Raw genomic sequence first — 26,180 nt, 5'->3', positions numbered from 1 at the left:
AGTCATGACTGTTACAGTTCGTTTTGCACCGTCGCCGACGGGTTATATTCATATTGGCAATACACGTACCGCGCTCTCAAACTGGCTCTACGCCAAAAAGAATGGCGGCAAATTCATTCTGCGTTACGACGATACCGATGTAGAGCGTTCTAAGCAGGAATATGCTGATGCGATTGCTGTCGATCTTGCATGGCTGGGTGTTACGCCTGACCGGATCGAATACCAGTCGAAGCGCTTTGATGTTTATGCCAAGGCTGTCGAAAAGTTGAAACAAGCAGGTCTTCTCTATGCCTGCTATGAAACAGCCGATGAACTCGAACGCCGCCGCAAACTGCGTCTCGCGCGTCGCCTTCCGCCCGTTTATGGCCGTGAAGCCCTGAAGCTGACGGATCAGGAGAAGGTAGCTTTTGAAGCCGAAGGCCGCAAGCCACATTGGCGCTTCCTTTTGCCGAATTTCGAAAGCGACCCTTTTACGACCACCCGCACCGAAGTCCATTGGGACGATCTGGTGCGCGGACCACAGACTGTCGATCTGGCTTCCATGTCCGATCCGGTTCTGGTTCGTGAAGACGGTACCTATCTCTACACACTGCCATCAGTTGTCGATGACATTGATCTTGGTATCACCCATATCATCCGTGGCGATGATCACGTCACCAATTCAGGCGTTCAGATTGCCATCTTCAAGGCGCTTGGTGCAGAACCGCCCGTCTTCGGCCATCATAATTTGCTGACCACCGTTTCAGGCGAAGGCCTTTCAAAACGATCCGGCGCGCTGTCAGTCGGCTCGCTGCGCGAAAGCGGGTATGAACCGATGTCCGTTGCCTCACTGGCAATCCTCATTGGAACCTCGGAATCTGTTTCGGCAGCCAGTGACATGAATGCGCTCGCAGAACGCTTTGATCTGGCTGCCATTTCGAAATCATCGGCAAAATTCGACCCAGCCGAACTGGATACGCTTAACCGCGCTTTGCTGCATGAAATGCCTTTCGAGAAAGCGAAGGGTCGGCTTGAAAAACTTGGTATTGCAGGCGATCAGGCAGAAGCCTTTTGGCTGACTGTTCGCGGTAATCTTGAGCGTTTCAACGATGCGACGCATTGGTGGCAGATTATCAATGGCGAACTGCCGGAAAAACTGGAATTGTCTGAGGAAGAGCAGGCTTTTGTGCAGGAAGCATTTAAATTGCTACCCGCTGAGCCTTGGGATAAGCAGACTTGGAAAATCTGGACCGATGCTGTGAAAGCAGCAACAGGACGCAAGGGCAAGATGCTGTTCATGCCCCTGCGCATCGCGCTTACGGGGCAGGCGCATGGACCGGAGCTTGCGGATTTGCTGGTTTTGATTGGTCCGGAAAGAACGAAGAGCCGATCACTCTGACCTTGGCACTATCCGAATATGCCCGTTCAACAGGCGGTGTCGCTTCTACAGGTGCGATGTGCGCTGGCGCTTGCAACACCGGTGCGGATGCTGTGTAAGCGACCGGCTCTGTTGCGCTTGAGCTATAGGACGAATAGGCCGGCACGACATAATCCTCAACCGGAAGCCCATCAGTTTGTACTGGCTTTTTCGCCTGCGCACTGGCAACCTTAACCGATGCTCTTGCCAATTTTCTGCTTGGCGCGGCTTTCTGAACGCTGCGCTTCGGCAACCAGCTGGCCGAGCAGGATTTTACATGCTTGCCAGGATGAGACATTCCGGCAATGGCAGCATTAATTTCTGACAGTCTTTCAGAAAGTGTCTGGTTTTCAGACACAAGCTTTGCTTCCTGCGTTTTCAAGCGCTCACACTTCGGTGACTTATTTGCAGGTGCAAACAAATTTCCCGTACAACGTTCTTTTGCCTGCTCGGCACGAATACGTGAAATTTGTATTTTATTTCTATCCAGTCGTGCATTCGTTGGCGTGATTTGTGCATGCAACCTTGCCGCTTCCTGACTGGTGCAGGGCTGTGAAGGTTGCGTTGTTGTACAGCCACTCAATAAGCCAACTATCGTAACAGCGAATACTGCTGAAGGTAAGTTTGTAAATTTCTTATAAACACTCATCATAGAACAAGCCCGTCCCGTTGTTCGTATGTGTCAATGTTTATTTATTACAGTTAAAAAAACATAAACGCCAAGTATTATTTGAATACTTGGCGTTTATTACGTTTTAATTATAAAGATCTATCTAAATTATTTATTCTGATTGCCTTCACCGGATCTTTGTAATGCTTCAACAACTGCAAGCGCTGTCATGTTGACGACACCGCGCGAAGTAACCGAAGGCGTAAGAATATGAGCAGGGCGTGCTGCGCCCAGCAGGATAGGACCAACATGCAATGCATCAGTGACAGTCTTGACCACGTTAAGTGTGATATTCGCCGCATCAAGATTAGGGAAGACAAGCAGATTTGCTTCGCCCTTGAGACGTGAACTTGGAAATACACGGTCACGAAGCGCCTGCGACAATGCAGAGTCACCATGCATTTCGCCGTCAGATTCAAGATCAGGCGCTTTCTCCGCAAGCAGTGCTGCAGCCCGGCGCATCTTCTCTGCACTGGCAGATTCCTTGGAGCCAAAGTTTGAATGCGAGACCAGAGCAACCTTTGGCTCAATACCAAAGCGGCTGATTTCTTTTGCAGCCAAAATGGCCATCTCGGCAATATGGTCGGCATCAGGTTCCACATTGACATATGTGTCTGTTAGGAACAGGGCACCGCGCTGCGAGATAAGCAAACTCAATGCGGAATAATCGCTGATGCCCGGCAGCTTGCCAATGATCTGCTTTACAACGCGCATATGGCGCTCAAAGCGGCCTTCCAGACCACAGATCATTGCATCTGCTTCATCGCGCATAACGGCGAGGGCAGCGATTGCAGTCGAGTTTGTACGGACGATCGTGCGTGCTGCTTCAGGGGTTACGCCCTGACGCCCCGTGAAGGACAAATAAAGATCGACATAATCACGGTAGCGCGGATCGTCTTCCGGGTTGATCAGTTCAAAATCCTTACCCGCCCGAATTTTCAAACCATAACGGTTCAAACGTGTTTCAATAACATTCGGACGACCAACGAGGATTGGCGATGCAATGCCTTCTTCAATCACCACCTGCGCAGCGCGCAATACGCGCTCATCTTCACCATCAGCATAGATCACGCGCATTGGATTTTTCTGTGCACGCGCGGCAGCAAAGACCGGCTTCATGATAAGGCCTGAGCGGAACACGAAGCGGGTCAGCCTGTCCATATAGGCTTCCCAGTCCTCAATCGGACGCGTGGCAACTCCGCTCTCCATCGCAGCCTTGGCAACAGCAGGCGCGATACGCAGAATCAGCCGCTGATCGAACGGCGAAGGAATGATGTGGTTTGGTCCGAAAGTTGGCGTATCGCCCGAATAGGCGCGTGCGGCGACATCAGAAGGTTCTTCACGGGCAAGTGAAGCAATGGCACGGACGGCCGCAAGCTTCATTTCCTCGTTGATTGCAGTGGCGCCAACATCAAGTGCACCGCGGAAAATGTAAGGGAAGCAGAGAACATTGTTCACTTGGTTCGGATAGTCTGAACGTCCGGTGCAAATCATGGCATCAGCGCGCGCTTCGCGTGCAGCCTCAGGCATGATTTCCGGGTTCGGGTTGGCCAGCGCCATGATAAGCGGCTTTTCAGACATCTGCTTAAGCAGTTCTGGCTTCAAAACACCCGCAGCCGAAAGTCCAAGGAACACATCGGCATCGCCAATGACATCGGCGAGCACGCGCGCATCCGTCTTCTGCGCGTAAACATCTTTCCAGCGGTCCATAAGCGTATTGCGGCCTTCATAGACCACGCCTTCAATGTCACAGACCCAGATATTTTCGCGTTTTGCACCAAGTTTAACCAGCAGATTGAGGCAGGCAAGGGCTGCTGCACCAGCACCAGACGTTACAATCTTCGCTTCACTGATCTTCTTGCCGGCCAGTTCCAGACCGTTCATAACGGCAGCGGCAACGATAATCGCCGTTCCGTGCTGGTCGTCATGGAAAACCGGAATATTCATCTGCGCGCGAAGCTGTTCTTCAACTTCAAAACACTCAGGTGCCTTGATGTCTTCGAGATTGATACCGCCAAAAGTTGGCTCAAGCGCCGAAATCACGTCGACCATACGGTTGATTTCAAGCGCTTCAATTTCAATGTCGAACACATCAATATCTGCGAATTTCTTAAAGAGAACGGCCTTGCCTTCCATCACCGGCTTGGATGCAAGCGCGCCGATATTCCCAAGTCCCAGCACAGCCGTACCATTGGATATGACAGCCACCAGATTGCCGCGCGCCGTATATTCGGCAGCAGTGGATGGATCTTCTTGGATCGCAAGGCAAGGCGCTGCAACACCGGGCGAATAGGCCAGTGCCAGATCGCGCTGATTGCCAAGCGGCTTTGTCGCCTGAATTTCGAGCTTTCCCGGTTTCGGGTAGCGGTGAAAGAACAGGGCCGCTTCGTCAAAATCTGAACGCGTGGAAGTGGAGGGGGTCTTTTTGTCGGTCATTTTAGCATCGCTTTCCAGTTCATACGCGCAGCCGGAGGGAAACCGCGTGAGGACGCCTATTCGCGTCATGTGAGCCAATATCGTTTTTATCTCAAACTATCAAATCACTATAGGCCCGATTTCGAGAAGCAGTTGTTCCGCAATCCAACGGTATTTTGAACGAAACTGCTTTTTATGGCCGTAGACATGCCACTAAGCCGATGTGGCAATCAACCGGATTCTGGTTGACGCGCGGAAATGTCCAACAAATCCTCACTCAAAAATGCCGTCATATGTTTGTGACATGAATCGGGTTTTCTTCATTCAAATTCGGGTTGCCAGTCGGAAGGACAACCAAATGAGCGAAGAACAGATCGATCCAAAAAAATATCGCACCCTGTTCATTTCAGATGTGCATCTTGGTTCCAAAGCAGCTCAAGCTGAGCTTTTGCTTGATTTTCTGCGCTATCACGAGGCGGAAACGATCTATCTGGTTGGCGACATTGTCGATGGATGGCGCCTGCGTCGCAACTGGCACTGGCCGCAGGAGCATAATGATGTTGTGCAGAAACTGCTACGCAAAAGCCGCAAAGGCGCGACAATCATTTATATCGCCGGCAATCACGACGAATTTCTGCGAAATTTTCAGGGTACACATTTTGGCGGCATCGAGGTGATGAACCGCGCCATTCACGAAGCTGCGGATGGCCGCAAGTTTCTGGTCATCCACGGCGACCAGTTCGACGTGGTTGTGCGCAATGCGCGCTTTATCGCCTATCTGGGTGACTGGGCCTATGACACAGCGATCTGGATCAACACGGTTATGAGCCGTATACGCGCGACGTTCGGATTGCGTTATTGGTCATTTTCCGCGTGGGCCAAATTTCGCGTGAAGAAGGCTGTCAATTTCATTGGAAAATTTGAAGACGTGGTTTCCGATGAAGCAAAACGCATCGGCGTGGATGGTGTGATCTGCGGTCATATTCATCACGCAACCATCGGAAATATGAATGGTGTTGAATATATCAATACCGGGGACTGGGTCGAAAGCTGCACAGCGGTTGTCGAGCATTTCGATGGTCGCATGGAATTGCTTGAATGGACGCAATGTCTCGCTCAACGCCAAACGATCCCGGCTGATCGGGAAAGCAGCAAGATAATCAGGCTTCCAAAACAAACTCGAAAAGCGGTGAATAGCAACAGATGAAGAAACTCGTCATCGTGACAGACGCGTGGCACCCGCAAGTGAATGGCGTGGTGAGAACGCTGACAAAATGCTGTGAACTGATGACAGCACGTGGCTACGAGGTGATTGTTGTTTCGCCGCTGGATTATCGCTCTGTTCCGTGTCCGACTTATCCAGAAATTCGTCTGGCCATGACAACACCGGCTGCCGTCCGGCGGCGATTGCAAAAGATACAGCCCGATTATGTGCATATCGCAACCGAAGGTCCACTTGGTTTTATGGCGCGCAGGGCATGTCTTAAGATGGGCTGGAGCTTCACGACAAGTTTCCATACGCGCTTTCCGGAATATCTTCAGGACCGCTTTCCCATACCACCAAAATGGACTTATGCATTTTTACGCCGCTTCCATAATCTTGCATCGCATACACTTGTTCCGACCCAATCCATTCTGGATGACTTGCGGGAGCGCGGCTTTACGGGATTGGAATTATGGACGCGCGGTGTTGACCGCACGCTGTTTCATCCGCGTGATGATGTGGCAAGAGACCTTCCAAAGCCAGTTTTCATCTGTGTTGGACGCGTTGCGACAGAAAAAAACCTGCCAGCATTTCTCGAGCTTGATCTGCCCGGCACAAAACTGATTGTCGGCGACGGCCCTGCGCTCAATGACTTCAGGTCGCGTTTCCCGGATACGGTATTTATCGGAAAAAAAGAGGGCAAAGAGCTGGCGCAAGTCTATGCATCAGCGGATGTTTTCGTTTTTCCAAGCAGAACCGATACATTCGGCCTTGTTCTGCTGGAAGCTATTTCATCAGGCCTTCCTGTAGCGGCCTATCCTGTTCCCGGATCATCCGATGTTGTGGGTGCCACAGGCGCAGGCGTTCTTTCGGAAGATTTGCAGACTGCTTGTCTTGCTGCCCTTGAAATGCCTGCCTTTAACCCTGCTGAAGTCCTCAAACCCTTCACATGGGAGGCCTGCGCGGATATTTTCGAGAACGTGCTCTCATCAGCAACGCGCCTCACGCAGGCAGCACAGGATGCCCATAATCAACCCCAGACGTCCGCTTCCGGCGGATAAACAAGAGCACCATCATAATGAAGGCCGGGAATGCGATCCTGCGCCAAGAGCAGTGGACCATCGAGATCAACGACATTGGCTTTCTGTGCGAGCAACACGGCCGGAGCCATGCCCAGCGATGTGCCGACCATACAGCCAACCATGATCTGCAATCCAAGCGCAGTTGCCTTTTCGCGCATGATCAGCCCTTCGGTCAGACCGCCGGCTTTGTCGAGCTTGATATTGACTGCATCATAACGCTTTGCGAGGTCTTCAAGACCAATCGACGTATGCACGCTTTCATCGGCACAAATGATGACCGGACGTTCAATTTGGCTGAGAATTTCGTCCTTGCCAGCGGGCAGGGGCTGTTCGATCAGAACCACACCGGCCTTTGCGGCAGCGGCCATGTTTTCTATAATGTTGTCATCAGTCCAGCCTTCATTGGCATCGATGATAATGCGGCTGTTGGGAGCAGCCTTTGCAACAGCCAAAATACGCTCAATGTCATTATCGCCCCCCATCTTGACCTTGATCAGCGGATAATGGGCAACCTTAGCCGTCGATTCAGCCATTTCAGCAGGCGTACCGAGCGACACCGTAATCGCAGTTTCAAGCGGGCGGGTTGGTGTTCCAAGCAAGTCTGCAACACGTTTGCCAGATATTTTTGCTTCCAGATCCCAGAGCGCGCAATCAACCGCATTGCGCGCGGCACCGGCAGCCATAATTGTCTGTATTTCCTGACGCGTTGCACCCTTTTCAAGGGCCTTACGCACGACCTCAATCTGTTCGCTCACACTCTCAATCGATTCGCCATAGCGTGCATAGGGCACACATTCGCCACGCCCACGCTTTCCTTCATGGCTTATCTCGCACACGATGACCGAAGCCTCCGTCTTGGAGCCGCGGGAGATTGTGAATTTCCCGGCAATAGGATAGCGTTCATGAATGATTTTCAAGTTTTTGTGCATGGCTATGGCTTCCAGTACGCAGTATTTCGGTCGCGCAACGACTCGTATAAGGGTTAGGCCATGTTGACCGACACCGACGACAAAGCAAGTGCTGCCGCCAATGTCGCGCCAAAGATTGATTTGGCCGAGCAGGATAACTTACGTCTCATAAACCTGAGCGGACATTGGATTTCTCAGAACGTTGGCGTTGTCGACAAAAAAATGCGCGAGCTCGAAAAAATTGGCGGCTCGCAGGCAGCGATCATCAACGTTGCGGGTGTGGAAAGTCTTGATACGGCTGGTGCCTGGCTGATCGAACGCCTGCGCCACCGTCTGTTGTCTCAAAAGATTGATGTTGAACTCCAAGGCGTTAAGCCAGCATGGCTGCCGCTTGTGGAAGAGGTCGGCAAATCCGTCGAACGCACGCTGGATGTGCCACAGACCAAGAAGCCTTTCTTCTTTATCAAAATGCTGGATTCTATCGGGCGTGGCGTCACCTCGATGTTTCAGGATTTCCTGATGGCAATGCACATTCTTGGTGCAACAATTCGCGGTGCGCAGCTGAAAGCCGGGCGCGGCAGTGGTATTCCGTTTCCGGCAATCGTCAAGCAGATTGACCGGATGGGCGTGGGCGCGATCCCGATTATTGTGCTTATGTCAACAATTGTTGGTGCCATCATTGCACAGCAGGGTGCCTTCCAGCTTCGCTATTTTGGCGCTGAAATTTTCGTGGTTGATCTGGTCGGCATTCTGGTTCTGCGTGAACTCGGCGTGCTTCTGACTGCCATTATGATCGCCGGACGATCCGGCAGTGCGATCACGGCTGAAATCGGCTCGATGAAAATGCGGGAAGAAACAGATGCGCTCACCGTTATCGGGCTTAATCCGGTCGGTGTTCTTGTCTTTCCGCGACTCGTCGCGCTTGTGGTGATTCTGCCGCTTCTGACAATCATTGCAGATCTTTCAGCTTTGGTAGGCGCTGCAGCGGTTACTTATTTCTACTCCAACATCTCGCCGGAAGCATTTATCAGCCGCTTGCATGATGCCGTTGCACTCAACACCTATTTTGCAGGTCTTATTAAAGCGCCGTTTATGGCGATGATTATCGGCATACTCGCTTCTGTTGAAGGCATGAAAGTCGGCGGCAGCGCAGAATCACTGGGCAGTCGCGTAACTGCCTCTGTGGTTAAATCAATTTTCGTAGTCATCGTTGTCGATGGTTTGTTTGCGATATTCTACGCTGCAATCGACTTCTAAGTCTTCAATATCCCTCTATATAAGGAATTGTGGGGCCTTTCGGACACAGTTCCAGACAGAACTTATATAGCTTTGTTTCATACTGTTCTGTCGAAGCGCACGCTCAGGTAAAGAGTAAATATGGAGACTATCATCGATAACCAGCAGCCAATGCAGGATACACAAAGCAGCGAAGCGCCTGTGCCGATCATTTCGGTGCGGGATGTTACCGTTGGCTTCGGTGGCCGCGCTCCTGTACTCGATAGTTTATCGCTCAATATTTATAAGGGCGAAGTCCTTGGCTTCATCGGGCCGTCAGGTTCTGGTAAATCTGTGCTGATGCGGACCATTCTTGGACTGAACAAAAAGCAGTCGGGTGAGATCGAGATATTGGGACGCAATATCGACAAGATCACAGAAGCCGAGAAAATGGCAATTGATATGCGCATGGGCGTGTTGTTTCAGCATGGCGCCTTGTTTTCAGCACTCAGTGTGCTTGAGAACATTCAGGTTCCGATGCGCGAATATCTTGATCTTCCGCCCAAGCTTATGGATGAACTGGCGCGTCTCAAAATCGATCTGGTTGGCTTAAGTCCTGATGCGGCTGATAAATTTCCATCTGAACTTTCCGGCGGCATGATCAAGCGTGCGGCATTGGCACGTGCTCTGGCGCTTGACCCGGACATTGTATTCCTTGACGAGCCGACATCTGGTCTTGATCCGATTGGAGCGGCAGACTTTGACGAACTGATCGCCAATCTGCGCGATACAATGGGGCTTACCGTTTATATGGTGACGCACGATCTTGACAGTCTGTTTGCGATTTGTGATCGCATTGCCGTTCTGGGTAACAAAAAAGTTTCGGTTAGCGGTTCCATTGAAGACATGCTGGCTGTAGACGATCCATGGGTTAAATCCTATTTTCGAGGAAAGCGCGCACGTCAGATCGACACCTCTGCGCCAAGCAGAAGACGGCCCGGCAGCGGCAGCCGCTTGCAGACTGGATAAGATATGGAAACGAAGGCCAATTATGTACTGGTAGGAGTTTTCACGCTGATCGTCAGCCTGCTGGCTTTCGGTTTCGTGTACTGGATCGCGCGCTATGGCGAAGCCAGAGACTCCGTAGAGCTTGATGTACGCATACCTGGATCGGTAACGGGTCTGGGGATCGGTAGTCAGGTTCTGTTTAACGGTATCAAAGTCGGTGACGTCCGCTATCTTCACCTCGACGAAACAAATCCGGGTATGGTGATCGTTAAAACGCGTGTGAATGCAACAACACCGATTACCCGTTCAACTGAAGCGACACTAGGCTTTCAGGGTCTGACAGGTCAGGCCTATATTGAGCTTAAGGGTGGGCGGCTTGACGAGCCAAACCTTCTTACCGAAGCTGCAAAAGAAGATACGGTTGCACGCATTGATGCCGATCCATCTGCCGTGAACAATCTTCTGGCGACCGCGCAGGATATTTTTGCGCGCGCAAACAGCGTGCTGGGCGAGCTTGAAGGCTTTGTCACAGAAGCGCGCGGGCCGCTGACTGACACGATCAAAAACACCAAGACCTTCACAGATGCACTGGCAAAGAATGCCGATGTGATTGATGAGCTGGGCTCCAACGCGGACAACATCAACCAGATCGTTTCCGATGCCAAAGAAATGATGGGACGCTTGAATGCTGCTTCATCGCGCATCGAAGATGTGATTGCGAAGGCGGACCATTTGCTCTCCAGTGACGATAAGGACGGTGTTGTGGCGCAAGCCAAGGCAACGCTTGAATCCATTCGCCAGCTTTCCAGCAATCTGGACAAGCGCATTTCACCCATTGCCAGCAATCTTGAACGCTTCTCCGGTCAAGGCTTGACCGATATTCAGGCGCTGATTGGTGATAGCCGTCGCGCTGTACAACGTGTAGAACAGGCTGTATCCGATATTGAGCGCAATCCGCAGCGATTGTTCTTTGGTGGCCCCGGCAGCGTACCGCAGTATAACGGAAGGACGCGTCATTAATGTCCAATACAGGTTCTGTCGTGGTAAATTCCCATCGTCGTTTCATTATGCCTCTTCTGCTTGCAACCTTGCTGGCAGGTTGCGGGACGACAACACCGCTCGACACATTCAGCCTTTCCGCACCGCAGCAATCGCAGTCCGCATCGGCGAACCGCAAGAACCTTCAAATTCTGGTGCCCCCACCAAGCGCTTTGAAGGCGCTTGATAGCCAGAACATCGTCGTCAACACTGCGCCCGGCGCCATTGAATATCTCAAAGGCGCGCAATGGGGCGACAGGCTGCCAAACATCGTTCAGTCGCGTCTTGTGCAGGCCTATGAAAATACCGGCGTATTTGGCGGTGTTGGGCGCCCCGGTGACGGTTTGGCCATCAACTATCAGATCCTGAGCGATCTTCGCGTATTCAGTATTCAGGCCTATGGTGCTCAGAGAGCCGCAGTGGTGGAAATCGCCGTCAAGCTTATGAATGACAAGAATGGTGAAGTCCGTGCCACACGCGTTTTCCGTGCCACAACACCAGTCTATGGCACGTCCAACAACGAATATGTCAAAGCGCTGGATAGTGCTTTTGAACGTGTCGCCAGCGAAATTGTTGGCTGGACAATTTCTTCACTCTAAGTGTTAAAACATAAAAGGCAGCTTGTTTTCACAAGCTGCCTTTTTTCTCGCCCGTCATTTCTGAAGTTCATACAGAACCGTCAGTTTAAACCAGCACCGGGCAACACCCGAACCCCAAGCTTTTCTAAAAAAACTGGAAATAAAAAAACGCGGCCCATGAGCCGCGTTTTCATTACTTTATTGGCTTTTCTTACCGCAGGCGACCGCTTGCATGGGCCAGCATCGTGTAAACTTTACCGGTATCTGACGTCAGGTAAGTCTGCGTCACCATGTTATCGCGGTCATTGCGCGCAACGTCTTCAAGCAGACGCTGGAAGTCGTCCATGTAACGATCTACAGCGCGACGGAACTCACCATCCGTCTGATATTTACGCTTGATGTCGTCAAAGGTCTGCTGTCCCTTGAGCGTATAGAGACGACGGGTAAAGACATTCCGTTCACCGCGGCGATAGCGGTCCCATAGCTCAACGGATGCTTCATGATCGATTGCGCGGGCAATATCGACCGAAAGCGAGTTGAGCGATTCAACCACATGGCTTGGCGAGCGATGAGCCTGCGTAGGCTGTGCCTGCGATGGAGCGGCCACCTCATCCTCGCGCGATGCGCGGGCAAGAAGGTCAGAAACCCAACCGCGTGGCTTATCAGAGGATACAGCTGGCTGTGCGGGTTTAGGAGCTTCTACCGGACGGGTGCGAACAGCGACGTCAGCCTGTGGCTGCGCTGCCATGACAGGAGCCTGAACCGGAGCTGGCCTCTGGGTCTGAACCGGACGCGAAACAGGGCGATCTGCGCGGCTTTCACCAACATCAACCAAACGTCCCGACTTGTTGACGATTTCAGCAAGTTCCTTAAGAGCATTGATCTGCTCGCCAACGGCTTTGCGCATTGCGCTCGTCGTTTCCTTGGCTTCCGCAGGCATATCCAGAACGCCGCGCTTGAGTTCACCACGGGTTGTGTCGAGCTCTGTGCGAATTTCTGTTGCCGTGCGGCGGATATCGTCGGTCGCAGCGGAGAACTTCTGCGATGCCTGTTCGACGATCTCAGCAATGCTTTCACGCATCTTCTCAGCCGAAGAACGGGTCTGGCCCTCTGCGCGCTGGAAAGCCGATGCCACGATCGTTTCAAACGACTGCATCAGATTCTCAATGCCTTCCGACTTCTCAACAAGGCCCGAAGCAAGCTTGTCAAGCGCGAGATGGCGATCTTCAAGCGTACCGGCAAGACCATTCTGTGCCGAGCTGATCATATCCGAAGCAGTTGAGAGAACCTTGCCATGCTCTTCAAAGCGCTCGGCAATATCAGCAATCTGCGACAGTGTACCATCGGAAAGCGCGCGCAGCGTGCCAATATTGTTGTCGATGAGACCCGTTGAGGCCTGGAACATCTGTGCTGCGCGGTTTGCATTTTCAATGAAGCTGCTTGTCGTTTCAACAAGGCGGCCGTCAATGCTTGTCAGGTTGCGCGCAGCAGATTCGATCAGCTTGCCAAGTTCGCTATTTGAAGCGGCGAGGCGATCAATCAGCTCGCTTACATTGTCTGACAGTCCCGTCTTTGCCTGCTGCACGGCTGCAATGGTTTCTGCCGTACGGCTGGCCAGTGCATTGACGAGCGCTGCGTTCTCAGCACGCAGACGATCAGTGGCTGCATGGGTCGCTTGTTCAAGCTGTTCTGCCAATCCGCGACCGCTATCCGCCAGACGCTGCACAAGAGGCTCGGCAGTGTCGCTGAGAATCTGTGTGATTTCCTGCGAGCGCGCTGCCAGAACTGCATTGAGTTCACGTGTGCGTTCTTCAAGCGTAACAGCCGTTGTGTCTGTTACCTGAGCGATACGTGCTTCAACGGAACCCAGTTCCATTGTGATCCGCGAGCCAATATCACCAAGGCGTGTGGCAATGGCATCAGCACGTTCGGTGAGGCGCGCTTCTGTGCCGGACAGGTTTTCGGTAACGCTTGATGAGAATGCTTCGCTGTGACCGGCCAATGTTTCACTGGTCCGGGTCGCCGTGTCAGCAATACGCGCTTCAATCGCCGAAAGTTCGCCAGTGAGGCGGCTTTCAATGGCTTCAAGTCCACCGGCAATAGCGCTTGCACGCTCACTTAGACGGGCTTCTGTGCCTGCAAGATTATCGGCAACACTTGCTGCAAATGCTTCGCTATGACCGGCAAGTGTTTCGCTTGTCTTGCTCGCCGTATCAGCAATGCTGCTTTCAATCTGGGCCAGACGCGATGCAATTGCATTGGCTCGCTCACCGAGGCGTTCCTCAGTCGCAGCAAGATTGGTCGTCAGATCAGCGCTGAAATTCTGACCAAAACCGTCGAGCGATTCACCAGCCTTCGCCGCTTCTGCGGACAGAATGCTGGCAGCTTCCGTGATCTTCTCGCGCAGCGAACCAGCAACGACGCCTGCACTGTGTTCAAGTGCACGGCGAACATTGTCAACGCCCATCGTGAGCGCCTTTTCCATGGTCTGCGTGCGCTCTTCGATAATGCCAGTCTGACCTTCGAATGCACGGCCGATCGCATGGCTGCTGTTTTCAATCGCATGATGCAAATTGGTCGTGCGTTGCGAGAGAATTTCGCCATGGTCCTGAAGCGTCTGGCTCAGAGATGCAGTGGTTTCAGTGAGCGTTTCGCGGATGGCAGCAGCACGACCTTCAATGGTCTGTTCATGTCCATCAAGAATATGGGCAAGGGTGCTGTTGTGATCGTTGAGAACCGAGCGAAGACCGCTTGTACGTTCTTCTACACGCTGAACATGATCGGTAAATGTCGCCTCGAAAGCATCACGGCTTGCGCCGATGGTTTCGCTGATGGCTTGCGAACGCTCATCAAAGACACGCGCCAGCTGCTGCTGATTGTCTGCAATAAGCGCCTGCAAAGCGGTGACGCGCTCATCGAATGTGCGTGCCAGAACTTCGCGATTTTCATTGAAGTTATCGCGCAACACGCTTGTGCGTTCATCCAACAACTGAGCAAGCATGGCCTGATTGCCGGCGATCACACTGTTGAGCGAGGCTGCACGCTCATCAAGCGAACGGGCATGATCAGAAAATGCTGCATCAAGACGCGAAGCATTGTTTGCCATTTCTTCCTGAAGAACATTTGTTCTGTCAGCAAGGATCGCAGCATGGTGCTCTGCGGCTGAATTGAGCGCAGATGCGCTGCTGTTGATGGCGTTTTCAATGTCGCTCGTGCGAGCAGCCAACGTATCGGCATGACCACGAATGACAGCGGAAACACGCTCAGTTTCGCCTTCAAGCGAAGAAGCCAGTACGTCGCGGCTTTCCGCAAGCTTGCCTGCAAAGGCTGAAGCCTTTTCGTTGAGAACATTGCCAACGCTCTCGCTGATCGAATTCAGTTCATCGCTGATCTTCGTCTTGGTTTCATCGATCATACCAATCATTGCATTGCGCCCACCTGAGAAGGTTTCGGCAATTTCACGGGTACGGGCAATGAGATTTTCATTGATCTGGCGTGAACGGGTTTCAAGGGCCGCGTTGAGCTTTTCCGTGCTGCTGTCAAGCGCATGCGCACGCGTTTCAAACTCGGTCAGAAGCGAGCGACCACGTTCATTGAGTGTCGTATCAAGCTGCGCGAGACGTGTATCGAACTCGCTGACCATTGACTGGGTTGCACCACCGAGCAGTGTCGCAATGCCCGCCGTGCGTTCGTCCAATGCCGAGCTTACACGTTCCGAAATCTCGCGCGACTGCTGGTCAAGCGTTGTGATGCGGGTATCAAGCTCTTTCGAGAAAGATTCGCCAGAACTGGTGATGCGGCTCGCAATGTCGCCGGTACGCTTTTCAATAGCATCAGCAATGGCACCGCCACTTTCATTGATGCTGCCGATCAGACGCTCGCCGGAATCGCCCAACAGCGCACTGAGCTGTTCAGATGCGGAGGCAACATTATCACGTATGATATTGGCTGCGCTCGACAATTCTTCCTTCAGCTGCTCATGCGCACCCGTAATGGAAGAGCGAACGCGTTCAGCATGGCTGACCACGGCTTCGCGTTCATTGCCAAGATCGCTGACAAGCGAACGAATACGGACTTCGTTGTCGCTGTACGCACGTTCAAGCTGATTGACCTCTGATTGAACAAGGGTCTCAAGTTCGACAGCACGCGCCAGCGTACGTTCGATACCTTCGTTCATCGCAGCAACTTCGCGGCGAACGGCCTGGCTCAGCGTGGAAACGCGATCACCCGCTGCTGCTTCAGGCTGCAACAGTTTCAGCGCTGCTTCCGACATGCTGCGTGCTGCAACATGCATTTCCTGTGCACGACGAACAATATGGGCAAAGCCCCAGAACATAGCGATAGGCAGCGCCACGCCTGCGGCGACACCAATGCCGGATGGGGATGTAAAGAAATTCGTCGTTGCCTGGAGGCTTGAGAAAACGTCCGGGCTGATTGCTTTGCTGATTGCAACACCGCCAGCGGCCCAAAGGACACTCATGGCTGTTGTGGTCCAGTAAAGCCTGGATGAGCGTTCGGTTGCGCGGCGCGGCGCTGTCGCGATGGCACGGCCATTGCGTGAATCGTCGTTGGCTGGCGTCAGGGCTGCGGCAGGCGTGGCGGCGACAACAGATGGCGCAGGAGAGGCCGAAGAGGTTGCAGGCTTCGCTGCGGCGTCCTGAGCGATAGGCTTGGATTTATTGGCAGGCTTTGGCGCAACGTTGGCTGCTTCTGGTAAGGCGGAAGAAGCTGTTGTGTTGGCGACCGAAGCGATCGGAACAACCGGCGGCATTGGGGGGGCAGCCGGGCTTGCAATCACAGAAACGGTTGCGATCGTCTCTGCCTTCGCTGTTCCCTCTGTCGTAATATCAACGGAAGAGACCTGCGCGGCTTGAACCACTTTCGTGTTCTGCTCTGCGACCAGTTCTTCGGTCGCGCGCGAAATCTGCTCTTCGAGGTCATCGACTGAGAAATCTTCGTCAAACGCACTCATATCCATGTCGATGTCGAAATCGTCACCGAAATCAATGTCGAGTGCCTGTTCAAGTGCCTGTTCAACCTCATGGTCGAGCTTTTGCGCCTTGGATTTTGAAGCCATAGCCTTGCCTACCTCGTACTCAATTACTGCGACGGCCGGAACAACTCAGAGCCGTTACAAAACTTACTCCGCCATTTTTTATCGTACTGACTCAGGCTTGTTAAGGAAATAGGCACCCGGGCCAGATGTCTAAAACTTTAAATACAAGGTTAACAAAAATGAGTGAGCCTGTAAAAAATCCCGGAGTTCCGGCGTTTTTAGATGGGTGATCATTCTGTGGAAATCAAAACAATGTGCGAAATGACTATAACGCATCCTGTGTAAAAGGTTAACAAAATTACGCGCGGAAGGTGAACTGGTAGTTTTCCGCCACCCACAGTTTGATTCATGCTCCTACGCTTTGTCTTGTGATCATCAATCCTGCCGACCAGCTAGAACGGCATATTGGCGCAGTTCTCTGCCAAGCTGGTTCCCGTGGTTGAAACTCCTGACATAAGACCGTATTTGCCTCTGCAACATATCAAAGGAGCTTGTTGCAGCTCACAGGGGTTGTTAAACAGCTTTCAATCGCGCCCTCATGGCGTGTTCAGGACCTTAAAATGACAAAGATAATCTTCGTATCCGCTGATGGCGCATCCCGCATAGAAGTTGACGCTGACAATGGATCAAGCGTGATGGAAGCTGCAATCCGCAACGGTGTTCCGGGTATTGATGCGGAATGTGGTGGTGCCTGCGCCTGTGCAACCTGCCATGTTTATATTGATGAAGACTGGACTGACACGGTTGGCGGCCCGGATGCGATGGAAGAGGATATGCTGGATTTCGCTTACGAACCCCAGCCGAACTCGCGGCTTTCCTGCCAGATCCGCGTGCGCGACGAGATAGACGGCCTCGTCGTCACCGTGCCTGAACGCCAGAACTAAAGCGCATCCCGAAAAGGGTGAAGCGGTTTTCAGAACAAGATGCGTGTTAAAACAAACAGATAGAGCCGTTTTGGCTTACTGGCTCATTTTTTCAAGTTTGTAAGTCAGGAGCCGCTCAAAACGGCGCTCGAAATTGATCGTTTCAACGCGATCAAATTGCTCTTGCGCCTTATCATGGGCTGTCATCAACTGCTCGGTCACTTTGTCGATGTCAGCGCGCAATGTCGAACAATCTTTACGGCTGCGAAGCGCACGTATCTCACGTTCCATCTCGCTCGCATGACTGCGGGCGATCACGATATGGCTTTCTTCGTGGCGGCGAATATCCTGATAAAGGGTATCCCAGATCAGTGCGAGTTCGGGCGATGCTTTCCGGCGCTGTTTCCAGCGCGGCAGCATGACCTTCGCATGAACATTGACATAAACGTCCTGAACCTTGCAGGCGCGATCACCGGTCGCGCGACCATAACGCACTTTGGCGTCAAAGCGAATCTCGGCTGCGCCGGGATGATGCTGTCCGGTCTTTTTCAGAAACGGGCCGCTGCGCGACAATGCCTTGTCGAGATCTTCCGCAGTCTTTCCGTTGACATTATAATAACTGAACGTTCGGAAAATGGAGGCGGCTTGCGCCTGTGGTGCAACGACAGCCAGCGCCACTGTAATCGCCAGAACCCGTTTTTTAAAAGACATGTTCCGGCACCTCTTCATATAACCAGAAAGAAATTTGCAAATTCAACGATGAGCAACATGGCATGCAATCGTCAAGAGAACTATAACAACCACCATAAAACATTGTACTTGTTTTCTGGCTGCATTGTTTCCGACAAAAAAGACAATTGGAATATTCGTAAATGATGAAAGAATGGCAACTTGCCAATGGTCGTAACCTCCAATTGGGGACAAAATCTGTCATCATGGGCATTTTAAATGTCACGCCGGATTCATTCTCAGATGGCGGCCAATATAACGATGTCGACAAGGCTTTGGCGGTTGCTGAAAAGATGCTCGATGATGGCGCGACCATTATTGACGTGGGTGGCGAGTCGACCCGTCCGGGCGCTGAAGCGGTGGATGCTGAGACCGAAGCGGCACGCGTTGTTCCGGTTATTCGTGCGCTGACCGAGCGCTTCGGCTGCATCATTTCTATTGATACCTATCGCGCCTCAACCGCCCAACGTGCGATCGAAGCAGGCGCGCACATCGTCAATGACGTATGGGGGTTGCAAAAAGAGCCTCAATTAGCCGAAGTGGCACGGGAAACCAACGCCGGGCTGGTCATCATGCATAGCAGCCGCGACAGGGACACCAATCCCGATGTGATAGCCGACCAATTTGAATTTCTTGGCAGATCATTGGAAATCGCGGGCAGGGCAGGTATTGAAACCTCGCGCATTGTGCTCGATCCTGGTTTTGGCTTTGGCAAGGATAAGGACGACGACATTGCACTGATGGCACACATGGAAGCCTTGCAGCGTTTTGGCTATCCTCTGCTTGTCGGCACATCGCGCAAACGCTTTATTGGTGCAATCACCGAGCAGGCCGACCCTTTGAAGCGTGATGTGGGAACCGCGGCAACATCCGTGGCGACGCGTCTCGCCGGAGCCAGTATTTTCCGCGTCCATAATGTCGCTTTTAATAGGGATGCTCTTGCAGTCGCTGATGCTATCTTGCAAAGCAAAGCAAGTTCAAAATAGGAAATCAGGCCGTGTACACAATCCGTATCATGAATTGCGCATTCTTCGCGCACCACGGCGTCTTTGACGAGGAACATAAGCTCGGCCAGCGATTTTATGTCGATGCGATCCTTGATGTCGATCCCGGTGATTCCCTGGAAAATGACGATATTGAAGGCACGGTTCACTATGGGATCGCCTTTGCCGTCATTAAGGATATTATCACCGGGCGTCAGCGTTATTTGATCGAAACACTTGCGCTTGATGTCGGAAAGACACTCAAAGAGCGTTTTCCGCAGATTAAACGTGCGGAAATTACCATTCGCAAGCCCAATGCACCGGTTCCGGGCATACTCGATCATGTCGAAGTCACGGTGGTATATCCGCGTTGATCGACGAAGACATGCCTTATCGCGCCTGGCTGGGCCTTGGCGGCAATATTGACGACCCTGTTGCGTCTATGGCCAAAGCATTGAAATTGCTTGATGGCCGTAAAGACACAAAGGTCGTCGCCGTGTCGAATGTCTATCGCACACCGCCATGGGGCAAAACTGATCAGGCGTGGTTTCACAATGCCTGCGCGGAAATAGTGACCGCGCTTGAGCCCCTCAAGCTTATCCAAATATGTCTTGATGTCGAACGTTCACTCAAGCGTGTGCGACTGGAGCGCTGGGGGCCGCGCATCATCGACATTGATATTCTCGCAATGCAAAACAAAGCGGGCGAGGCGATCATCATGAATGAGACCGACCTTGAACTGCCGCATCCGCGCATTCAGGAGCGCGCTTTTGTGCTCGTGCCGCTTAATGATATTGCGCCGGAACTGGAAATCGCCGGTAAAAGCGTTTGCCAATGGGAAGCGGCCTGTAAGAGCGCTGAAATAGAAAAAGCCCGCACGGATGCGGGCTGGTGGCTTGAGCAATACCAGTCTTAATTCTTGGCGATGCTGCCGACAGCCATGTTGTCAACGCGCTTGAGGCTCATGCCGATCACCGGAACCAGTTCCTTTTCGACGCGAACAGACACCGTGACATTCATGGTGTTTTTATCGGCAACGCGTGCGAGCATGGCACCATTAAGTTCCTTGCGGTTAAGACCAAGCACAACCTTGTTGCCGCTGACCGAACCGGAGGTCACATTGAGACCTTTGCCTTCTGCTCCGTCATTGAACTTACCGGAATAGCTGGAGCCAGTGCGTGTAACCGTTGCCTTCATCGGCTGCGAGAAAACACCAACCCGGCAGGAACCATCCAGCGTCATGCCAACCGTATCATCGGGCGTGGTGCCTGCCAGCGTACAGACGAACTTCGTGCCTTTGTATTTTCCGGCAACGATCTCACCCGGACCCGACCATTGGCCTTCGATTGTCTGGAAAAACTGTTCATCCTTGTCTGCAGCCGATGCAGGCGCAGCAAAGAACGATGCGGGCAGTAGCGTGAGGCATGCAACGATGTAATTTTTCATATTCAGCTCTGTCCCGGAATTTCTACCATTAAGGGTGCATTCCAATAGATTATTTCAATACACGCCAACACAAATACGCAGCGTGTTTCGAAGGGGCGGGAATCGCAGATTCGAGCCCCCAATATTCTGACCTTATAATCGTCGCGAATGGTTAATGCTTCGTTGTTGCCGTTCGCAAAGTCAACGGATTTGCATCATTATATGTTGTGCCTAGCCACGATTTTTTGGCTTTGGATCCTTATCACTATTTATGCGCGCAATATCGCCGATAAAGTCGCCAATACCGGGTCTTTTCTCAGCATTGAATGGAAAGGGGCGCACAACGTCCATGGCCGCAATCCCGATGCGGGCGGTCATCAAGCCATTGACCACGCCTTCACCGAGCTTTGCCGAAAGCCGTGACGCCACCCCATGGCCGATAAGCTGCTGAATGACACTATCCCCCATAGCGATTGTTCCGGTCACAGCCAGATGCGCCACAACGCGCCGCGCAAGCTTCAAAAAGCCCAGTGTTCCGGGACGTCCACCATAAAGCTGTGACAGTCTGCGGATGAGACGTGCCGATTCAAAAATCACATAACCAATATCAACCAGCGCCCGCGGGCTAATGGCTGTCACGATAGAAACGCGCTTAGACGCATTGAGGATCAAGGCACGCGCTTCGCGATCAAGGGGGCGCAGAATTTCTGTTTCGGCAAGCTGGATGAGATTGCGGCCATCAATTATTTCGTCGCTCAGCCCATCCAGCATCTGCCGTCCGCGCGCGGTTTCAGGCAAACCGGCTGCAATTGCACGCAATTCATCCACAGCTTTGCGCGCTGCGGCCATATCATCACGTTCGGCAGCATCGGCTGCGTCCTTGCGCAGATGCTGAACCGATGCGAGCCTGCGCAAAGCCAGCAACTCCCGCACGATAATGGCGAGGAAGGCCACAAGTGCAACCACGGCAACAGCCAGAGCCGTCCAGCCAAGCCAGTCGGATCGCGCAAACAGCGCCTGAATGAGATCCTCGATCCAAATACCGATGGCAAACGAAACCAGAATACCCAAGGCACCAAACAATATCCTGCTCAACGACCAACGACGCGGCGGCGGCGCTTCAAAGGACGGATCAAGAATTTCAAGTTCTGCCGCTTCATCCTCACTGAGCGCAAAGATATCCACCTCAGGGACAACCTTTTCCAGATCCGTGACGGCGCGTGGGCGGCGCGGCGCATCTTGTTCCATGTCCAGAGCCGAAACCGTCTCAACGGGTTTTTTGACGGTAAACGATGTCGGTTTGCGCGGAGGCTGCTCACTCATGCCAAACGATCTCCGATAAGAAACTGGAGTGCGCGATCAAGCCGGATATGCGGCAAGGAAAGCGTGATGCCTTCCGCAGTGCGTTCAAGACGCGGAGGGCGGAAGCGGACAAAGCGGATGGCTGACTCTGCGCTCGAATGCAACGGCTCGAATATTACATTAGGATTTTTTGGCAAATCACCGGGAAATATAGCAGTTTCTGTTTTTCCATCGAATGTTTCACCATCAATACGCTCGCCTTTAAGCGGCGTTCCAATGATCACAGGCAGCGTATCCTTGCCTTCTTTTACAGTGGCTTCGCGGGTGGCACGGACGGCGGCCATAGCCAGCACTTCGATATCGGCACCGGAAAAATCGGCACGCTCAATGGCGCGCTCCACAAGCCTGCGAACAATCGCCTGCAACCGGTCATGACTTTCATGATGCAGATGATCGGCTTTTGTTGCTGCGACCAGAATACGCCCGATACGACGTTGAATAAGCCCTGTCAGCAGGCTGGCGCGTCCCGGACGAAAGCACGAAAGAATATCAGTGAGCGCGCGTTCGAGGTCGGCTACCACAGCACCACCGGCATTCATGGCCTGCATGGCGTCGATGAGGATAATCTGTCGATCAAGCCGCGCGATATGTTCGCGAAAAAAGGGTTTGACCACATGTGTTTTGTAAGCCTCGTAACGGCGCTCCATCATAGCACCCAGACTGCCCGTCTTGAAATCATCTGCTTTTAAATCGGGCAAGGGAGCGAAAGTAAGCGCAGGCGACCCCTCAAGGTCGCCCGGCATAAGAAAACGCCCCGGCGGCAATGTAGACAAGGCGCGTTCATCGGCCTTACCGGCCCTTAAATAAGCCGTGAAACTCTTTGCCAGCCTCTGTGCGGTCAGTTCGTCTGCACTGTCTGATGCGATGACCATCTGAGCCTCTCTCAGCCAGTCCTGCGCCAGATCTTTATGAGTTGGCTCATTGGCGAGTGCAAAAGAATCTGCGCTGAACTCACGATAGTTTTTACCCAGCAAAGGCAGATCAAGCAGCCATTCACCGGGATAATCAACAATATCGACGGACAGCCGTCCCGGTGAAAGCCAGCGGCCCCATGCCGATGCGCTCTCATATTCAATGGTCAGCCGAAGCTGCGATATGGCGCGCGTCGAATCCGGCCAGATGCCTTCATCAATCAGCGCCGAAAGATGCTCTTCATATTGAAAGCGCGGCACCGCATCATCGGGCTGCGGTTCCAGCATGGAACGGGAGATCCGCCCGGATTTATAAGCTTCAAACATCGGCAGGCGACCGCCATGCACCATATTGTGCACAAGGGCCGTTATGAAGACCGTTTTGCCCGCGCGTGAAAGACCGGTAACGCCAAGTCTCAGCGAAGGAGACATCAGCCCGGTTGCGCGATCCGTCAATGTATCAAGTGCGATCCGTGCCTCATCGCTGAAACTGGTCAGTTTTGCCAATTGTTGCCTCGCAAGAAAACCGTTCTGTCACACTCATACATAGGAACCCGTGCGGCATATCAACAAGGCCGCCGTTAAATGCTTCAACTCCGCTTATGCACCGGGCAGCGGAAAGCTTTCGAGAAAACCTTTGCCCCGCGCAATTTCTGACAGCGGCCCATCAAACCGCATGATGGCAAGGGCAGACGTTGGAAATCCGGCACCAAGTCGGGACATGCTCGCAGCTTCACCATCGCCGCAGAGCGCAAGTGCCAAATCTTCAATGCTTGGATTGTGTCCTACCAGCATCAACTGCCCTGAACCGGCATTGGCGCGAATGGCCTGCATATAGTCGTTTGGCCCCCCGCTATACATAGTTTCGTCAATGACTGTTTCGACGTTAATGCCAAGCCGCTTGATAAGACCGAACGCGGTTTCACGTGTGCGGCATGAAGCCGAAAGCAGAATTTTTTCAGGAAGAACCCCGGATGACAGCATGGCTTCAGCCAGTCTATCCAGAGAGGAATTCCCCTCATTATCCAGCGGCCTGTCAAAATCACTCATTGATGGCTTAGCCCATATAGCCTTCGCATGGCGGAGAAGAAAAAGACGACTCATGAGGGGCTCCCGGCTGCAATTTGAAAGGCGCTAAAGGGAATTAATGCCACAATTTCTGCAATCTTTCTCGCAATCGCTCTCGTTTTTGATGATTTTTTTAAAGCTTCGGGAAATATTCACAGGTAGTTTTGCTCTTTTATTGGGCATAAACTGGATGATTGGTTGTTCTTCATTCGTAATTATGTTTCGTGAGTACCAGCCTAGACAATATTTTGAAGGCATTTATAAAAACAAAAACTAACAAACTATACACTTAATATAAATTGCGTATTTTTTCATCAAAATCATACAATTTTGATGGATTAAAAAGTCGTGAAGCGCGCGTGTTTAATGTTGTGTCGTCGTTGCGATGGACTTATATAACCGCTCGCGTCTCCTAGATGTGGGGTGATTCAGAATGAGTGAATTAATCGACCTTGACTATAGGCCCACTGAAGACGAACCGTTCATGAATGAACGGCAGAAGTCTTACTTTCGTGCAAAGCTTGTTGCATGGAGGAATGATATTCTTCGCGAAGCGCGCGAAACTCTCGATGCGCTACAGCAGGAAAATGCAAACCACCCGGACCTGGCGGATAGGGCATCCTCCGAAACGGATCGGGCAATTGAGCTTCGCGCTCGTGACAGGCAGCGCAAACTGATTTCCAAAATTGATGCAGCCATTGGCCGTATTGAAGAGGGGACTTATGGTTTTTGTGAAGAAACCGGCGATCCGATCAGTTTGAAACGACTTGATGCACGACCAATCGCAACGCTTTCTATTGAAGCGCAAGAGCGCCACGAGCGCCGCGAAAAGGTCTATCGCGACGATTGATCTTCATCCAGTCGGCTATAAAAATTCAAAGGCTGCGGGTTCGCAGCCTTTTTTCTTTGTGTTTTTATGATGCACAAAAAAGGGTATCAGCCCATCGGAATGATACCCTGATATTGCCAAAGGCAGTCTGATCAGAAATTGCGTGTTTCGTTTCTGGTAAGCTCACCGAGAAGCTTTTCCATTTCATCCTCAATCGCATCATCCCGGCGTGCATTTGCCTCGTTCTCGTTCGGAGAAATATCAAGCGAACCGAGCAGCTCTTCTTCAAAAAAATCAACTTCGAGCATTGACGGTTCATCATCAGCAGAACGTGCCTGAGTTTCCGTTTCAAGGTCAGCCATGATGGCATCATGCAACGCGCCGCCAATATCGCCCAGATCATCGTCAGTAAGATCCGGCTCGGAATGTGCCGAAACCATAGCCGGCTCTGTTTTGGTCGCAGATGGCGTATTGGCAGCCGGGCTCTGCTGGATATTGCTGATTTCAGGAACAGGCGATTTTACGCCCGTTGGCTCACGCTCCGGCGTTACGCCGCCAAGGTCGGAAGAAGCCGCGACAGTTGCAGCTGCTGCCGCACCGGCACCAAGACCAGATGTCGAGCTGAGAACCCCACGCGATACCTGGCTAAGCGGATAGGCAGGATGCAGACGCGGAGACTGTAGCTGTTCTGCCGGGCGCGCTTCGGGCAGAACCGTGCGCGGCTGTGGCGGGTAATTCGGGGCAGGTCGCGGCGGCTGAGGGCGCGCCTGAACCGCTGGTGCTTCGCCTACCTTGGGTGCCTGAGGCGCAACCGGCATAACAGGTGGCACAGGCGGCGCCCTAAACTGCTGCGCTTCAAATGTTGCCTGCTGCACAACCGTCTCGCACACGATTTCTGGCTTGCGCGGTAACGGTGTTTCAATCGGAGAATTAAGCTGAATGGCTTCGTTTTTCTCCACAGGCTGCGGCACCTGCTGCGAAATACCCGGACGCTCTCCCGCCTCTGAAGTGAGACTTGCCTCATGCTGTCGGAAACGTTCGATATGTTCCGCTTCAATACGGGTTGCTTGCGAGCGCGAATTGGCACGTGATTCCATGACGATATTTTGCTCAACAACAACGTCGGTGGGGCCACCGATAAGCAGAAGATGCTCAACATCGTCACGACGGATCAGAACCAGCTTACGACGGCTATCCACCGCTGCAGCATCCATCACCGACAATCTTGGCTGGCGCCCGGTTCGTGCATTAGAGGCAAATCCTCCGCCGCTAAAGCGACGGATAATACTCAGAACAACGAAAATTCCGCCTAGAATGATCGCAAAAATAAGGATGAAGCCGACAATATTTGCCGTGCTTTCGCCAACAAGACCGCTGAGCCATTCCTTCATGCGGGTAACCCTCTCATACTAAAACCAATAATGTCCGGTTGACGGAAAC

Annotated in this window: 21 protein-coding genes and 2 pseudogenes; 12 read left to right on the top strand and 11 right to left on the bottom strand. The window is 52.5% G+C overall.

The window, feature by feature from the left end:
- Positions 1–4 precede the first annotated feature (4 nt).
- A complete protein-coding gene (gltX, locus tag OPR82_RS10435; protein ID WP_265984718.1) occupies positions 5–1,378 on the top strand; it encodes a glutamate--tRNA ligase in 1,374 nt (457 codons plus the stop codon).
- Here the strand turns inward: gltX and OPR82_RS10430 are convergent.
- Together OPR82_RS10430 and OPR82_RS10425 are read right to left on the bottom strand one after the other, a co-directional pair.
- The gene (locus tag OPR82_RS10430) at positions 1,296–2,048 is read right to left on the bottom strand and encodes a hypothetical protein (RefSeq protein ID WP_265984717.1); all 753 of its coding nucleotides are present in this window, start codon (positions 2,046–2,048) and stop codon (positions 1,296–1,298) included. The genes gltX and OPR82_RS10430 overlap by 83 nt on opposite strands.
- Positions 2,049–2,174: 126 nt before the next feature.
- Positions 2,175–4,502: an NADP-dependent malic enzyme gene (locus OPR82_RS10425; RefSeq protein WP_265984716.1), complete on the bottom strand. Its 2,328-nt coding sequence runs from the start codon at positions 4,500–4,502 to the stop codon at positions 2,175–2,177.
- 337 nt (positions 4,503–4,839) lie between these two features.
- Here OPR82_RS10425 and OPR82_RS10420 point away from each other — a divergent pair, with 337 nt between their 5' ends.
- Together OPR82_RS10420 and OPR82_RS10415 are read left to right on the top strand one after the other, a co-directional pair.
- Positions 4,840–5,688 carry a UDP-2,3-diacylglucosamine diphosphatase gene (locus OPR82_RS10420; RefSeq protein WP_265984715.1) on the top strand — a complete coding sequence of 283 codons (849 nt, stop codon included), beginning with the start codon at positions 4,840–4,842 and terminating at the stop codon, positions 5,686–5,688.
- A complete protein-coding gene (locus OPR82_RS10415) occupies positions 5,685–6,746 on the top strand; it encodes a glycosyltransferase family 4 protein (protein ID WP_265984714.1) in 1,062 nt (353 codons plus the stop codon). The genes OPR82_RS10420 and OPR82_RS10415 overlap by 4 nt, the downstream gene beginning before the upstream one ends.
- Here the strand turns inward: OPR82_RS10415 and dgcA are convergent.
- The gene (gene dgcA / locus OPR82_RS10410; protein ID WP_265984713.1) at positions 6,716–7,696 is read right to left on the bottom strand and encodes an N-acetyl-D-Glu racemase DgcA; all 981 of its coding nucleotides are present in this window, start codon (positions 7,694–7,696) and stop codon (positions 6,716–6,718) included. The genes OPR82_RS10415 and dgcA overlap by 31 nt on opposite strands.
- Positions 7,697–7,756: 60 nt before the next feature.
- Between dgcA and OPR82_RS10405 the strand changes: the two genes are divergently transcribed.
- The 4 genes from OPR82_RS10405 (at position 7,757) to OPR82_RS10390 (ending at position 11,535) form a co-directional block, all read left to right on the top strand.
- Positions 7,757–8,932 (top strand): ABC transporter permease, encoded by a 1,176-nt coding sequence (locus tag OPR82_RS10405; protein ID WP_265984712.1) that lies wholly within the window; start codon positions 7,757–7,759, stop codon positions 8,930–8,932.
- Positions 8,933–9,052: 120 nt separating this feature from the next.
- Positions 9,053–9,919 (top strand): ABC transporter ATP-binding protein, encoded by an 867-nt coding sequence (locus OPR82_RS10400; RefSeq protein ID WP_265984711.1) that lies wholly within the window; start codon positions 9,053–9,055, stop codon positions 9,917–9,919.
- Positions 9,920–9,922: 3 nt separating this feature from the next.
- Complete coding sequence (locus tag OPR82_RS10395; protein WP_265984710.1) at positions 9,923–10,918, top strand: MlaD family protein; 996 nt, start codon at positions 9,923–9,925, stop codon at positions 10,916–10,918.
- Positions 10,918–11,535 (top strand): ABC-type transport auxiliary lipoprotein family protein, encoded by a 618-nt coding sequence (locus OPR82_RS10390; RefSeq protein WP_265984709.1) that lies wholly within the window; start codon positions 10,918–10,920, stop codon positions 11,533–11,535. Before OPR82_RS10395 ends, OPR82_RS10390 begins: the two co-directional genes overlap by 1 nt.
- 190 nt (positions 11,536–11,725) lie before the next feature.
- Here the strand turns inward: OPR82_RS10390 and OPR82_RS10385 are convergent.
- A pseudogene (locus OPR82_RS10385) lies at positions 11,726–16,096 on the bottom strand (apolipoprotein A-IV repeat region-like domain-containing protein); the annotation flags it as partial.
- A gap of 296 nt (positions 16,097–16,392) precedes the next feature.
- Positions 16,393–16,591: pseudogene (locus OPR82_RS22780) on the bottom strand (hypothetical protein); the annotation flags it as partial.
- Positions 16,592–17,130: 539 nt separating this feature from the next.
- On the opposite strand from OPR82_RS22780, the gene OPR82_RS10380 reads away from it, so the two are divergent.
- The gene (locus OPR82_RS10380; RefSeq protein ID WP_265984707.1) at positions 17,131–17,454 is read left to right on the top strand and encodes a 2Fe-2S iron-sulfur cluster-binding protein; all 324 of its coding nucleotides are present in this window, start codon (positions 17,131–17,133) and stop codon (positions 17,452–17,454) included.
- Positions 17,455–17,529: 75 nt separating this feature from the next.
- On the opposite strand, the gene OPR82_RS10375 is transcribed toward OPR82_RS10380, so the two are convergent.
- The gene (locus tag OPR82_RS10375; protein WP_265984706.1) at positions 17,530–18,144 is read right to left on the bottom strand and encodes a DUF922 domain-containing Zn-dependent protease; all 615 of its coding nucleotides are present in this window, start codon (positions 18,142–18,144) and stop codon (positions 17,530–17,532) included.
- 161 nt (positions 18,145–18,305) lie between these two features.
- On the opposite strand from OPR82_RS10375, the gene folP reads away from it, so the two are divergent.
- Genes folP through folK form a run of 3 tightly spaced genes read left to right on the top strand, consistent with a single transcriptional unit; the run spans position 18,306 to position 20,061 of the window.
- The gene (gene folP, locus OPR82_RS10370; protein ID WP_265984705.1) at positions 18,306–19,148 is read left to right on the top strand and encodes a dihydropteroate synthase; all 843 of its coding nucleotides are present in this window, start codon (positions 18,306–18,308) and stop codon (positions 19,146–19,148) included.
- 11 nt (positions 19,149–19,159) lie between these two features.
- Positions 19,160–19,519 (top strand): dihydroneopterin aldolase, encoded by a 360-nt coding sequence (folB, locus tag OPR82_RS10365; protein ID WP_265984704.1) that lies wholly within the window; start codon positions 19,160–19,162, stop codon positions 19,517–19,519.
- 11 nt (positions 19,520–19,530) lie between these two features.
- Positions 19,531–20,061: a 2-amino-4-hydroxy-6-hydroxymethyldihydropteridine diphosphokinase gene (gene folK / locus OPR82_RS10360; protein WP_265984748.1), complete on the top strand. Its 531-nt coding sequence runs from the start codon at positions 19,531–19,533 to the stop codon at positions 20,059–20,061.
- Here the strand turns inward: folK and OPR82_RS10355 are convergent.
- From OPR82_RS10355 to OPR82_RS10340, 4 genes are all read right to left on the bottom strand, one after another.
- Positions 20,058–20,591 (bottom strand): hypothetical protein, encoded by a 534-nt coding sequence (locus tag OPR82_RS10355; protein WP_265984703.1) that lies wholly within the window; start codon positions 20,589–20,591, stop codon positions 20,058–20,060. The genes folK and OPR82_RS10355 overlap by 4 nt on opposite strands.
- A 210-nt stretch (positions 20,592–20,801) precedes the next feature.
- Positions 20,802–21,893, bottom strand: a complete 1,092-nt coding sequence (locus tag OPR82_RS10350) for a YcjF family protein (protein WP_265984702.1) — start codon at positions 21,891–21,893, stop codon at positions 20,802–20,804.
- Positions 21,890–23,350 (bottom strand): YcjX family GTP-binding protein, encoded by a 1,461-nt coding sequence (locus tag OPR82_RS10345; protein ID WP_265984701.1) that lies wholly within the window; start codon positions 23,348–23,350, stop codon positions 21,890–21,892. Before OPR82_RS10345 ends, OPR82_RS10350 begins: the two co-directional genes overlap by 4 nt.
- A 93-nt stretch (positions 23,351–23,443) precedes the next feature.
- Positions 23,444–23,947 carry a SixA phosphatase family protein gene (locus tag OPR82_RS10340; RefSeq protein WP_265984700.1) on the bottom strand — a complete coding sequence of 168 codons (504 nt, stop codon included), beginning with the start codon at positions 23,945–23,947 and terminating at the stop codon, positions 23,444–23,446.
- A gap of 397 nt (positions 23,948–24,344) precedes the next feature.
- Between OPR82_RS10340 and dksA the strand changes: the two genes are divergently transcribed.
- Entirely contained in the window at positions 24,345–24,761 is a 417-nt protein-coding gene (dksA, locus tag OPR82_RS10335) for an RNA polymerase-binding protein DksA (RefSeq protein ID WP_094507171.1), read from the top strand.
- 131 nt (positions 24,762–24,892) lie between these two features.
- Here dksA and OPR82_RS10330 read toward each other — a convergent pair whose 3' ends face one another.
- The gene (locus tag OPR82_RS10330) at positions 24,893–26,131 is read right to left on the bottom strand and encodes a flagellar biosynthetic protein FliO (protein WP_265984699.1); all 1,239 of its coding nucleotides are present in this window, start codon (positions 26,129–26,131) and stop codon (positions 24,893–24,895) included.
- Between the last annotated feature and the right edge of the window lie 49 nt (positions 26,132–26,180).

This window comes from Ochrobactrum chromiisoli (assembly GCF_026241335.1).
GTDB lineage: Bacteria > Pseudomonadota > Alphaproteobacteria > Rhizobiales > Rhizobiaceae > Brucella > Brucella chromiisoli.
Note: the sequence above shows the minus strand (reverse complement) of the source record. Positions and strands in the feature narration are given on the sequence as shown.

What these genes read in the sequence shown, in the direction of transcription:
- OPR82_RS10405 (WP_265984712.1), top strand. Translation starts at nt 7,757, where the DNA reads ATGTTGACCGACACCGACGACAAAGCAAGTGCTGCCGCCAATGTCGCG.
- OPR82_RS10390 (WP_265984709.1), top strand. Translation starts at nt 10,918, where the DNA reads ATGTCCAATACAGGTTCTGTCGTGGTAAATTCCCATCGTCGTTTCATT.
- gltX (WP_265984718.1), top strand. Translation starts at nt 5, where the DNA reads ATGACTGTTACAGTTCGTTTTGCACCGTCGCCGACGGGTTATATTCAT.
- folK (WP_265984748.1), top strand. Translation starts at nt 19,531, where the DNA reads ATGCCTTATCGCGCCTGGCTGGGCCTTGGCGGCAATATTGACGACCCT.
- dksA (WP_094507171.1), top strand. Translation starts at nt 24,345, where the DNA reads ATGAGTGAATTAATCGACCTTGACTATAGGCCCACTGAAGACGAACCG.
- OPR82_RS10330 (WP_265984699.1), bottom strand. Translation starts at nt 26,131, where the DNA reads ATGAAGGAATGGCTCAGCGGTCTTGTTGGCGAAAGCACGGCAAATATT.
- OPR82_RS10430 (WP_265984717.1), bottom strand. Translation starts at nt 2,048, where the DNA reads ATGATGAGTGTTTATAAGAAATTTACAAACTTACCTTCAGCAGTATTC.
- OPR82_RS10355 (WP_265984703.1), bottom strand. Translation starts at nt 20,591, where the DNA reads ATGAAAAATTACATCGTTGCATGCCTCACGCTACTGCCCGCATCGTTC.
- OPR82_RS10350 (WP_265984702.1), bottom strand. Translation starts at nt 21,893, where the DNA reads ATGAGTGAGCAGCCTCCGCGCAAACCGACATCGTTTACCGTCAAAAAA.
- OPR82_RS10400 (WP_265984711.1), top strand. Translation starts at nt 9,053, where the DNA reads ATGGAGACTATCATCGATAACCAGCAGCCAATGCAGGATACACAAAGC.
- OPR82_RS10420 (WP_265984715.1), top strand. Translation starts at nt 4,840, where the DNA reads ATGAGCGAAGAACAGATCGATCCAAAAAAATATCGCACCCTGTTCATT.
- OPR82_RS10425 (WP_265984716.1), bottom strand. Translation starts at nt 4,502, where the DNA reads ATGACCGACAAAAAGACCCCCTCCACTTCCACGCGTTCAGATTTTGAC.
- dgcA (WP_265984713.1), bottom strand. Translation starts at nt 7,696, where the DNA reads ATGCACAAAAACTTGAAAATCATTCATGAACGCTATCCTATTGCCGGG.
- OPR82_RS10380 (WP_265984707.1), top strand. Translation starts at nt 17,131, where the DNA reads ATGACAAAGATAATCTTCGTATCCGCTGATGGCGCATCCCGCATAGAA.
- folP (WP_265984705.1), top strand. Translation starts at nt 18,306, where the DNA reads ATGATGAAAGAATGGCAACTTGCCAATGGTCGTAACCTCCAATTGGGG.
- OPR82_RS10395 (WP_265984710.1), top strand. Translation starts at nt 9,923, where the DNA reads ATGGAAACGAAGGCCAATTATGTACTGGTAGGAGTTTTCACGCTGATC.
- OPR82_RS10340 (WP_265984700.1), bottom strand. Translation starts at nt 23,947, where the DNA reads ATGAGTCGTCTTTTTCTTCTCCGCCATGCGAAGGCTATATGGGCTAAG.
- OPR82_RS10375 (WP_265984706.1), bottom strand. Translation starts at nt 18,144, where the DNA reads ATGTCTTTTAAAAAACGGGTTCTGGCGATTACAGTGGCGCTGGCTGTC.
- OPR82_RS10415 (WP_265984714.1), top strand. Translation starts at nt 5,685, where the DNA reads ATGAAGAAACTCGTCATCGTGACAGACGCGTGGCACCCGCAAGTGAAT.